The organism is Lactococcus sp. KTH0-1S (genome assembly GCF_052544945.1).
On sequence record NZ_CP195165.1, the window covers coordinates 852,966 to 864,919 of the forward strand.

General features: G+C 36.4%; 9 protein-coding genes and 1 pseudogene. 7 read left to right on the plus strand and 3 right to left on the minus strand.

Annotated features, from left to right (window positions below):
• Window positions 1-29 precede the first annotated feature (29 nt).
• The 7 genes and pseudogenes from ACRYLU_RS04225 to ACRYLU_RS04255 form a co-directional block, all read left to right on the plus strand.
• Window positions 30-1,271: pseudogene (locus ACRYLU_RS04225) on the plus strand (NAD(P)/FAD-dependent oxidoreductase); the annotation flags it as partial.
• A gap of 160 nt (window positions 1,272-1,431) precedes the next feature.
• Window positions 1,432-3,435, plus strand: coding sequence for an NAD(P)/FAD-dependent oxidoreductase (locus tag ACRYLU_RS04230; protein WP_081213433.1), 2,004 nt, complete (start codon window positions 1,432-1,434; stop codon window positions 3,433-3,435).
• A 113-nt stretch (window positions 3,436-3,548) separates the two neighbouring features.
• Complete coding sequence (sdaAB, locus tag ACRYLU_RS04235) at window positions 3,549-4,220, plus strand: L-serine ammonia-lyase, iron-sulfur-dependent subunit beta (RefSeq protein WP_012897487.1); 672 nt, start codon at window positions 3,549-3,551, stop codon at window positions 4,218-4,220.
• A 19-nt stretch (window positions 4,221-4,239) separates the two neighbouring features.
• Window positions 4,240-5,103, plus strand: coding sequence for an L-serine ammonia-lyase, iron-sulfur-dependent, subunit alpha (gene sdaAA / locus ACRYLU_RS04240; protein WP_012897488.1), 864 nt, complete (start codon window positions 4,240-4,242; stop codon window positions 5,101-5,103).
• Between the two features lie 120 nt (window positions 5,104-5,223).
• Window positions 5,224-5,679 (plus strand): CopY/TcrY family copper transport repressor, encoded by a 456-nt coding sequence (locus ACRYLU_RS04245; RefSeq protein WP_038600045.1) that lies wholly within the window; start codon window positions 5,224-5,226, stop codon window positions 5,677-5,679.
• 15 nt (window positions 5,680-5,694) lie between these two features.
• On the plus strand, window positions 5,695-5,895 hold the full coding sequence (locus tag ACRYLU_RS04250) for a heavy-metal-associated domain-containing protein (protein ID WP_021722979.1): 201 nt from the start codon (window positions 5,695-5,697) through the stop codon (window positions 5,893-5,895).
• Window positions 5,896-6,080: 185 nt separating this feature from the next.
• A complete protein-coding gene (locus ACRYLU_RS04255; protein WP_445081280.1) occupies window positions 6,081-8,243 on the plus strand; it encodes a heavy metal translocating P-type ATPase in 2,163 nt (720 codons plus the stop codon).
• A gap of 54 nt (window positions 8,244-8,297) precedes the next feature.
• Here ACRYLU_RS04255 and ACRYLU_RS04260 read toward each other — a convergent pair whose 3' ends face one another.
• The 3 genes from ACRYLU_RS04260 to ACRYLU_RS04270 form a co-directional block, all read right to left on the minus strand.
• Window positions 8,298-8,441 carry a hypothetical protein gene (locus ACRYLU_RS04260; protein ID WP_003132587.1) on the minus strand — a complete coding sequence of 48 codons (144 nt, stop codon included), beginning with the start codon at window positions 8,439-8,441 and terminating at the stop codon, window positions 8,298-8,300.
• A complete protein-coding gene (locus ACRYLU_RS04265; protein ID WP_445081281.1) occupies window positions 8,431-11,082 on the minus strand; it encodes a YfhO family protein in 2,652 nt (883 codons plus the stop codon). The genes ACRYLU_RS04260 and ACRYLU_RS04265 overlap by 11 nt, the downstream gene beginning before the upstream one ends.
• A gap of 70 nt (window positions 11,083-11,152) precedes the next feature.
• A complete protein-coding gene (locus ACRYLU_RS04270; RefSeq protein ID WP_010905582.1) occupies window positions 11,153-11,938 on the minus strand; it encodes a DUF4931 domain-containing protein in 786 nt (261 codons plus the stop codon).
• Window positions 11,939-11,954: the final 16 nt, after the last annotated feature.

The window sequence follows — 11,954 nt, forward strand, 5'->3', positions numbered from 1 at the left end:
GAATTATTATTAGTAGGAGGCCAAGAGAAATGGCTAAGAAAAAAATCGTTATTGTAGGTGCTGGATTTGCTGGAGTTTCAGCCACACGCTTACTTGCAAAAAATTTGAAAAATGATGCAGAAATTACAGTTATAGATAAACATGATTTTCAAACTTCAATGACCCAACTTCATGAAGTTGCAGCGAGTCGTGTTGAGGCAGATGCTGTTCAATATCATTTGAATCGAACAATTGGAAAATTTAATAACGTTAAAGTGGTAAAAGAGTCACTTGTTGAACTTGATAAAGCTAACAAAAAAGTGATTACAGATAAAAATAGCTATGACTATGATTATTTAGTCGTTTCAATGGGTGGAGAACCCAATGATTTTGGTGTACCAGGTGTTAACGAATATGGCTTCACACTTTGGTCACTTGAAGATGCTTTGAAAATAAAAGCACATTTGAAAGAAATGGTTCAAGCAGCAGCTAAAGAAGCTGATTCAGAAAAACGCAAAAAATTGTTAACCTTTAGCGTGGCAGGTTCAGGATTCACTGGAATTGAAATGGCCGGAGAATTGATTGATTGGCGTAAAAAAGTATCTAAAAAATACGGTATTCCAGAATCTGAATTTACAATCAATATTGTTGAAATGATGCCAACAATTATGAATATTTTAGACCGTAGTTTAGCAGATAAAGCACTCGTTTACCTTCAAAATAAAAATATCAATGTCCTTGTAAATCATGGAATTACAGCAGTAGCGCAAGATCATATCACTGTTAATGTTGGTGGGCGTGACGAGGAAAAAGTTGTTAAAGAAATTCCAGGAAATACCTTAATTTGGACAACAGGGGTTCAAGGAAATACAGAAGCAGAAGCTTGTCAACTTTCAGAAACAGAACGTGGTCATCGTCTTCAAGCAAATGAATACATGGAAGCCATTGGCGAAGAAAATCATGGCATCTATGTTGCAGGAGATGTATCAGGTTATATTGTTCCCGAAAATGGTCGTCCAACTCCTCAAATTGTAGAAGCAGCAGAACAAACAGGAAGCACGGCTGCTAAAAATATCATTGCAGATATTAAAGGTGGCGAAAAAACCAAATTTGTTGGAAATTATCGTGGAACACTGGTTTCTATTGGTTCAGGCTATGCGGTTGGGACAGTTGGAAAAACAAAATTAAGTGGTTTTTCAGCAACATTCATGAAACACATGGTTTATCTTGTTTATACCTTTGAAATTCGTTCTGGTCATTATTTCTTCAAATATATCAATGATCAACTTTTCCACAAAGGGGCAATTTAAGTTAAAATAAAATATAAATATAAAACTTTTCCTTAAAAAATTTGGAAAAGTTTTTCTTGTGTAACAGTTTACAAATTGCTCTAAAAAGGATATAATAGTGCCTGACGTTATTATTATATTACTAGTAGGAGAACCATTCTAAATGACTAAGAAACAAATCGTAGTCATCGGTGGTGGTGTTGCAGGAGTACATGCGACGCGTGAGCTTTCTAAAAAGCTCAAAGCAGATGCTGACATCACACTGATTGACAAACATAGTTACCACACAACCATGACTCAACTTCACGAAGTTGCAGCAGGACGTGTTCCATTCACAACTGTACAATATGATTTCCAAAAGCTTTTAGGAAAACGTAAAAACGTTAGTCTTGTCACTGACTCTGTCGTCAGTCTTGATAAAGAAAACAAACAAGTAATCACAAAACATGGTCGTTATAGCTATGATTATGTCATTGTTGCCCTTGGTGGCGAGCCAAATGACTTTGGAGTTCCTGGTGTTAAAGAACACGGGTTTACACTTTGGTCACTTGAAGATGCAATGCGAATCAAACGTCATTTGGAAAAAATCGTCCAATATGCGTCAACAGAAGTTGATGATGAAAAACGCCATGCTCTTTTAACAATTTCAGTTGCCGGATCAGGATTTACTGGGATTGAAATGGCAGGTGAATTGATTGATTGGCGTAAAAAAGTTTCAACAGATTGGAAGATTCCTGAAGAAGAAATCACAATCAACGTTGTTGAAATGATGCCAACAATCCTTAATACTTTAGACCGTAAACAAGCAGATAAAGCTCATGCTTATCTTGAAAAGAAAAATGTTCACGTTTTAACAAACCACGGTATTGTTGAAGTAGCAAAAGATCATATCAAAGTAAATGTTGGTGGGCGTGACGAAGAAAAAGTTGCCAAAGAACTTCCAACACACACATTAATCTGGACAACTGGTGTTCAAGGAAATACAGCTGCAAAAACAGACCTTAATGAAACAGAACGTGGACATCGTCTTCAAGCAAATGAATACATGGAAGCTGTTGGTTTTGAAGGAAAAGGGATTTATGTTGCTGGTGACGTTTCAGGATATATTGAACCAGATACTGGTCGTCCAACACCACAAATTGTTGAAGCTGCGGAACAAACAGCACACACAGCAGCGGCAAATATTCTTGCAGACATCAATGGTGGAAGCAAACATAAACATGAAAGTAAATACCAAGGAACAATGGTTTCAATTGGTTCAACTTGGGGAGTTGCCAAAATCGGTAGCATGCGTCTAACTGGTTTCTGGGCAATGTTGATGAAGAACATTGTTTACTTTATCTATACTTTACAAATTCGTTCAGCGCATTATTTCTGGCGTTATGCCTTGGATGAAGTCTTCCGCGTAAAAGATAATCGTAACTTTATGCGTGGTCATACTTCACGTCAAGGAAATGTACTTTGGGCTGTTCCACTTCGTATTTTCTATGGTGTGGTTTGGTTTACCGAAGCAATTAAGAAAATTGTCGGTGATGGTCAATACTTCAACCCAACGACTTGGTTTGGTAAAGGTTCTTGGTTTACAAATGACCTTAAATTCCCATTCTCATGGTTGCAAGAAGCACCAAAAGCCGCAGACGCAGCCGCAGGCGCTTCAACAGCCGCTTCATCAAGTTCTAGTGTAGCCGATGCAGCCGCAGGTGCTACAGGCGCAGCAACAACAGCCGCTTCAAGTGGTGGTGGCGAAGCTGCTCATAAAGCAACTGAATGGGGCCTCTCATACGCTTACGGTTCTGACCCAATGACTGTTTTTGACAAAGTGCCACATTGGATGGAACCTATCTTTAAGTTTATGATTCCAAACCGTGAAGTCGCATTGTTCATGCAAAAATTCATGTCAATTGTTGAAATCTTCCTTGCACTTGCCCTTATTTTTGGATTGTTCACTTGGATTGCAGCAGCAGCAACAGCCGCATTGACTGTTATGTTCTCACTTTCAGGAATGTTCTACTGGGTTAACATTTGGTTTATTCCAGTGGCAATTGCACTTATGAATGGTTCAGGTCGTTCATTTGGTTTAGATAAATGGGTTCAACCTTGGATTCAAAGATGGCTAACCAAAATATGGTATGGTCAATCGCGTTCAATTTACAAAGGACGTCAATAGAAAATAGCTCTGCGGAGCTATTTTTTTTTGCCTGAAAAAGCTTGAAAATTATGTTATGATATTTGAAGATAAAAGATAGTTTAAAAACTATCTTTGTAAGAACTGAGGTTTAAATGGATAATTTAAGATATAAAAGTGTCTTTGACATCATTGGTCCAGTGATGATTGGACCTTCAAGCTCGCACACAGCTGGTGCTGCTCGAATTGGTAAAATTGTACGTTCTATTTTTGGTGAACTTCCAGAAAAATTGGAGATTCATCTTTATGAGTCTTTTGCTAAAACCTATCGGGGTCATGGAACAGATGTTGCTCTTGTTGCAGGTGTTTTAGGAATGGATACAGATGATGAACGTCTGCCAATGGCGCCTCAGCTTGCTTTTGAACAAGGAATGGAAATTTCTTATGTGCCACATCCAGAAGAAAAAGCAGAACATCCCAATACCGCACGTTTAATCGCCAAAAAAGGGGATCGAACAATGACCGTGACTGGAATTTCAATCGGTGGTGGAATGATTCAAGTGACAGAATTGAATGGATTTGATATCGCAATTTCGGCTGGTGTTCCGACATTTGTGGTCATTCATGAAGATGTTCCAGGGATGATTGCTAGAGTTTCTAGCGTCCTTTCAGAACATCAAATTAATATCGCACAAATGAATGTAACCAGAGAAGCTAAGGGTGAAAAAGCGATTATGATTTTAGAAGTTGATACACCAAATGTTAAGGAAGTAATTGAGGAAATGAAACTTATTCCTCGTTTGCACGCCGTTAATTTCTTTAATTAAAAGCAGTATAGGAATACATATGTTTAAAAATATAGAAGAATTAATCGAGGATTCTAAAAATTATTCCTCGGTCACAGAATTAATGATTGCCATTGAAATGGAACAAACTGGACGGAATCGTGAACAAATTTGGGAAATGATGGAACATAACCTAGAAACGATGCTTGATTCTGTTAAAAAGGGGCTTGCTGGTAAAAAATCACTTACAGGTCTTACTGGTGGCGATGCAAAGTTGATGGATGATTATATTAAATCAGGCAAAGCACTTTCGGGTGAGCTCATCTTAGGAGCAGCTCGTGATGCGGTTGCCGTCAATGAAGTGAATGCACAAATGGGGCTCATTTGTGCGACACCAACTGCCGGATCAGCCGGCTGTTTGCCAGGTGTTTTAACTTCGGCTATTAAAACTTTAGACTTGAGTCATGAACAGCAAGTGGAATTTTTATTTGTAGCAGGAGCCTTTGGACTTGCGATTGCAAATAATGCAACGATTTCTGGAGCTGAGGGTGGCTGCCAAGCTGAGGTCGGTTCTGCTTCGGCAATGGCATCAGCTGCACTCGTTTTAGCTGCTGGTGGTTCTGCCGAGCAAGCAGGCTATGCGATTGCAATTGTCTTGCAAAACATGTTAGGATTAATTTGTGATCCTGTTGCTGGTTTGGTTGAAATCCCTTGTGTCCACCGAAATGCAATGGGGGCCTCACAAGCAATGATCTCAGCTGATATGGCTTTGGCAGGGGTTAAAACAGTGATTCCAGTTGATGAGGTGGTCAATACCATGTATAATGTCGGACGTTCTCTACCAGCTGCTTTTAGAGAAACAGCTGAGGGTGGTTTGGCCCAAACACCCACTGGACGTAAAATTATGGAAGAATTATTTGGTTAAGATTAAACTTAAAAATTCGAATGATAGAATTCGAATTTATTTTTTTAGGTTGAATACTTGACTTTTAGTGTTTACACGTGTAAACTTATCTTATGAAAATGAATAGGGAAAGGAGAAAAAATGAACGAAGTAGAATTTAATGTATCAAATGCCGAATTAATCGTTATGCGTGTAATTTGGTCTCTGGGAGAAGCGCGCGTTGATGAAATTTATGCGCAAATCCCTCAAGAATTAGAATGGTCATTGGCCACTGTTAAGACTTTACTTGGTCGACTGGTAAAAAAAGAAATGCTTTCTACCGAAAAAGAAGGAAGAAAATTTGTTTATCGTCCATTGATGGAAGAATGTACGGCTATAAATTTAATGGCCGATGGCCTGATCCAAAAAGTTTGTGAAACGAAACATGTCAATGTTTTGCAAGAGATGATTGAAAAATCGACTTTGACGGAAAAGGATATTGAACTTTTGCAAGCATCACTTAATGCCAAAGAAGTGGTAGGACAAAAACATTGTAATTGCTTAGAAACAAGTGGTCTTTGTGCTTGCAAACATGAACATGAGCAGATTTCTGCTTAAAAAGGAGAATAGAAAATGAAAGAAACTTTAAAAATTGAGGGAATGACTTGTGACCACTGTGTAATGCATGTGACAAATGCTTTGGAAGCTATTGAGGGTGTTGAAAAAGCGAAAGTCTCTTTGAAAAAAAATGAAGCACTTGTTAAATTTTCTGCCCCAGCAGATATGGATAAAATGGCTGTTGCCGTTGCAGAGGCTGGTTATAAAGTAATTTAAAAAACACTTCGTTTGTGAATTGAATTTAAATTTGCTAGAATGAAATTGGTAAAGCAAACCCCAAATATTGTTTTACTAAATAATAACAGGTCATCTTCATTCCCCAAATGAAGATGATTTTTTCTTGACTTTTTTCGTTTACAGTTGTAAACTATATTTAGAGATAAAATATAGAAGAGGTAAAAATGCGGAGTCAATCATTTGTAATTACAGGAATGACCTGTGCAAATTGTGTAAATACAGTTTCAAAAACATTGAATCAGTCAGATAAAATTATGGAAGCAACGGTAAATTTGGCGACTGAGAAAGCCAAAATTGTTGCTGACGATAATATTTCTGACCAAGAAATTATTAACTTAGTGGAAAAAGCGGGTTATGGAGCTATCGTTAATGACAAAGCTCATCAGGAAAAAATTGCACGTCAAGCTGCAAAAAAAGCAAGAAATTTGGCTTTGTCTTTTTGGATTGCTTTAATTTTGACTTTACCTTTAGTAGTTGCAATGTTTGCTGATATCTTCGGAGTACATGCAAATTGGGTCATGTTTTTACATGAACCAATCGTACAATTGATTTTGGCAACTCCAGTACAATTCGTTATTGGTTGGCGCTTTTATGTTGGGGCTTATCATGCTTTGCGAAATAAATCGGCAAATATGGATGTTTTAGTGGCTTTAGGAACTTCGGTTGCTTACTTTTCGAGTTTGATTTTGGCTGTTTTTATGAGCCAAGCGAATGCTTTGAATTTTGAATCATCGATGGTAATTATCACTTTGGTGGTCATGGGTAAACTTTTAGAACATAATGCAAAAGAGAAAACAACGCAAGCAATTACTGGATTAATGTCTAGTCGAGCAACTTTTGTTCATACGGAATCGACTGATTTAGCGATTGAAGAAGTTCAAATGGGACAAGTGATTCGCATTTTGCCAGGAGAGAAAGTGCCTTTGGATGCGATGATTCTTTCTGGCAAAGCATCTTTTGATGAATCTATTTTGACAGGTGAAGCCTTACCTGTTGTAAAAATGGATGATGAAGTCATTTTTGAAGGAACAATTAATTTAGATGGTGAAGTTAAAGCGGTTGTTGTTCATGATTTAAATGATTCAACAATTTCAAGAATGGTTGAAATGATGAGTGAAGCACAAGGCTCAAAACCAAACATTCAAAAATTAGCTGACAAGATTTCAGGGATTTTTGTGCCAGTTGTGTTAGTTATTGCTCTGATAACTTTCATTGCGACTTGGGCTGTCAGCGGAATTTTACTGACAGCAATCATGCATTCAGTAGCTGTTTTGGTCATTGCTTGTCCTTGTGCGCTTGGTTTAGCTACACCAACTGCCATTATTTCTGGGACTGGTTTGGCTGCTAAAAATGGTTTGTTGATTAAAAATGCCAATGCTTTGGAACTTGCCGGATTAGTTAAAACAGTATTTTTTGATAAAACTGGGACAATTACAACAGGTGAATTTGAACTGACAGATTTTAAATTGCTGACAGAAAGTGAAAAAGTTACTGACAGCTTTAATTCTATTGAAGAAAAACTAGCAAGTGATGAGTTTAAATTATTGGCTAGTCTAGAAGCTCACTCTAATCACCCCTTGGCTAAATCTCTTAGATTTCAAGGTGATTTATATAAACTGACAGATTTATCAGAACTTGCGGGACGTGGACTTTCTGCTAAAATTAATGGTCAGGAATATTTTGCGGGCAATGATAAATTAATGACAGACTTAAACCTGTCAGTCCCAGAAACAGATGATACGGTCATTTATTTGGCAAATAAAGAAAAATTATTAGCGATGGCTGTTTTTAGTTCAAGTCTCAAAGATGATGCGCTTAAGACAATTCAGACCTTGCAAAAACGTGGTCTAAAGACTGTTATGTTGACAGGAGATAATCAAAATTCGGCAGCAAAAATTCAAAAACTTGTTCATTTAGATGAAGTTAAAAGTGGTTTAAGACCTGAAGAAAAAGCAGAAATTGTGCAAAATAGCTCAAATTCAATGATGGTTGGTGATGGAATCAATGATGCTATTGCTTTAGCGTCAGCAACCGTCGGGCTGGCAATGGCAACTGGGTCAGATATAGCTATGGAAGCTGGTGATGTGACTGTTACTAGCGGTCAGCTTCATAAAATTTCCACTTTCTTTGAAGTAGCTAAAAAAACAATTTCCAAAATTAAGCAAAATTATTTTTGGGCTTTCGTTTATAATGTCATTGGCATTCCGCTTGCAGCTTTTGGATTACTCAATCCAATGCTCGCTGCAGCAGCAATGAGTTTATCATCAGTTTCTGTTATTTTGAATTCCTTACTTTTGACAAAAACAAAAATAAAAAACGTTGAATAATCAACGTTTTTTTGTTTAGAATTTACTGACAGAATTTTTTAAAGACAATCTGCCTTATTTTTTATACAATTCTGGGTCAAGCAAGCCACCTTTTTTGAAATTGACTTCAAAATGTTTGGTCTTTAAAGAATAAGAAACAGGGATGCTGACAGCAACTAGGATTCCGAGCGTAAAGGGGATAATTGATTTAGCTTTCATTTTTTGTTCCTCCAGATTTTTTAGGTTTATTAGTAAAATAGTTGTAACCAATAAATAACAGAATTCCTAAAATAAAGCAAATGATTCCTTCTTTTAGTCCATTAGGGAAGAATTTTAGTTCAAGACGATGACTGCCAGCAGGAACGCTAACTTTCATAAAACCAGATTGAGCTTTACTGACAGCCACTTTTTTTCCATCAACTTTTGCTGACCAGCCTTTATCATAAGGAATTGTCATGAAAATATCGCCCTTTTCTTTTTCCGTATAAGTCATGCGAACCCCGTTTTTAATCATTTCTGTTTTAGGACTACGAGATTGTAGAAGTGCCATTTCTTTTTGATAGGCTGCAGTGTCCAGACGCCAGAATGAAGTGGTATCAAAAGTAACTTGTGAATTTTCAGGAAATGCTAAGGTCACTTTTAGCTTAGTTTCCTTACTGAAACTTCCTAAATTCAAGAAGGAGCCAGTATCATTTGTACCAACGTAATAACTATTGAGAGAACGTGTCATTTTTGGATTGGAAACATCAGAAATAGTAATCAATGTATTCTCAGCATTACTATTTAGATAAGTAATATTGGGAACAGATAAATAAATTTGACTATTTGCCGCCACGGTAATTCCGTAGGTGACTGAAACATCAGTAGCTGTAGAAGTTTTTGGCCGAGTCAGAGTAACAGAATTGCCAGCACCCGTGATTTTATCAGCAGTTTCTTCACTTGTCGTGTAAAATGGAGTAAAGAATGTAGTTTTTGATTTTGTCAAAGCGTTAACTAAAGCTGTTTGATTATTAATAAAGCTGCTAGCTTGAGCTTTATCAGTAAATTTAGCATCTTCAAATCCATTGGGAACGAAGACACCAAGACCCATCGCATTTGAGTTTTTGCTCAAATTACTGAGCGCATTGGAAACGGGTGAAAATCCAAATTTTGGAGGTTGAGCTTGGCTTATATTATATTTAATTCCAAAAATCGAATCCATCAGTAATGTATTCCCAGGATAACGTAAATTCAAATAAGTACTGTCAGTGTGAAATCCTAACTGACGCATGATTGAACTGGCGTTGCTGTTACGAACAGATGAAAATTGGGAAAGTGCATTAAAATTGTACTTCATGCCATCATTTGCTGTATCAGGAACAGTGTTATCCATTCTGGCAAAACCAGAACCAGTAAGCTCATTTACCTTATTGGCAATCGGTTCTATAGAATTCACTTGGGTATTATAGTAATCACGACTAGCAAAATTCCACTCTTTTTGTATTCCTTGAACCTGATAAAGGGCATTAACACCAGCTTCAACAGTCATGAAAATAAAGAGAATAATGACAAATAGATGAGCTGAAATCCATTTCCTAACAGAATTAATAGACAAGATTAAATAAGCAAGACCGAACAAGAAAGTCAACATAACTTGAGAAGTCATTACATATTTATAGTGTCCAAAAATTAAAGTAGCAAGAAAACCTGTAATTAGAAAAAGACTAATAGTCAAAATATGCCAAGTCTTTATTTCCTCCCAGCGAGATAGAGTCTCCAAAGCCATTAAAACAAAAATCAAACTAAATAAGAAAGCATAGCGGTGCAAGAACATATTTGGTGAATGCATCCCTTGCCATAGTAAATCTAAAGCTTGAAGATAAAATGAAGCAACAAAGAAAGCAATAATTCCTAGAAAGGCAAATTTACTTCTGAGACGAATACTTTTAGTAAAAAAGAAGAGAATAGCCAGAGCTAAAGGCATCATTCCAACATAAATCATTGGAATGGCATTGAATTGAGTAGTATCATAAGTACCAACGAAATTCTTAGCGAAAAGGTCAAAAAGATGAGAATTTTCTGTAAAGACACCAGACAAAGTTGAAAGAGCATAGGAATTATTAGACTTCAAATCAAGATACATGGGTAAGAGCATGATTAAGCTGGACAGACCAGCTAAAGTAGAAGAAACCACAAAATCAAGCACTTTTGTCCAAGACCATTTTTCGTAAGTCATCCGTGCCAAGAAATAGAGCACTAAGAAAATAGCCACCATAAAGCCAAAATAATAATTTTGGATAAATAGAATCAATAAACTAACGAAATAAAGCCAGCGTTTTCGTTCATCCATTAAGCGATGAAGTCCCCAAATAATTAGAGGCAAGAGAATGAAAACATCTAACCACATCGTAATTTCAAGCTGTGAAGTTAAAAAACTCATCAGTGCGAAAGCTGTACTTATTGACAAAACAATCAATTTAGAAAGCTTTTGATACATGTTTTTGAAACTGACAAATGCTGATAGACCAATCAAGCCAAATTTTAGTATGGTCAGTAAATATAAAGCATCAGGCATTGATTTTACATCAAAGAAAAATGTAAGTGGCATGAGAAAACTTCCCATGTAGTAAGCCGAAAAAGCATAAAGATTGAGGCCGAGACCACTGGTAAAAGTATATAAGAAACCAGAAGAACCACCCGAATGTAAAATATTACGATAGAGAGAATGAATGGCGACATACTGATGATATGCATCCCCAGCCAAAATTGACCGTGAACTCCCCCAATAAATCCCAGTCATTGCAAGAACGATAACCATTAATAATAATGGAATAAAAAAACTTGCAAGAAGTGCCCATTTATTTTTCTTGATAAATTTCATACTTCTATTATACCAAAGATACAAAAATCAAACTTATATTAAGTGTATTAAAAAAATACTGACAAACCTGTCAGTATTTTTTATCTAAACGATTTCTAATCTCGTCAGCAATTTCTTCTAATGCTTCAATTCCATTGACTTGCGGGATTTTATAACCAATAAAATAAGGAGAAGTAATAAAGCGAGGAACAATTTTACAAATATATTTATCATCGAAATGATGGAAAAAGAGATTATAAGAATCACAACGCCCATTCATATAGTCTGTCATTAAATAAGAGGTAATCCCGTGAACATTGTCAGCCAATTTTTCAACATTTTCAAGTTCAGAAATAATAACATTAAATTCCACAAAGCCCATAATAGGTCGAGTAGACAAAGTAACAGTCAGACCATTCTTTTTGATTTCGACTCCTTCAAAATTTTCTTTTGCAATTTGAGCATAGCCGTCAGTTTCTTCTAAGCCAACAACTTGCAAATGAGGGTGACGCAATGTTCCGCCAGAGCGAGGCCCAAAATTTTTGAACATCAAAACGGATTGATATTTGCCAGATTGAATCATTTCATCCCAACATTCAAAAGCAAAAGAAAAAACCTCACGATTTTCTTCCACACCATAAGTAGAAATATCACCTAGATGTTCATCAGACTCAATAATCACAGTCATCATTGAATTTTTGAGTGTTGGAAATTTATTTTTTAACCAAATTTTATGGTCAGAAGTTTTTAAAATACCTGTCAGATTTTCCACATCACAAAAAGGACAAAGAACTTCCTTAGGTACAACTGTTTCATTACGTTTTTTTGTTCCAATAGCTGTATTGAAAACTAAAGGATTTTCACTATGTTTAATCATTATGACATTATACCAC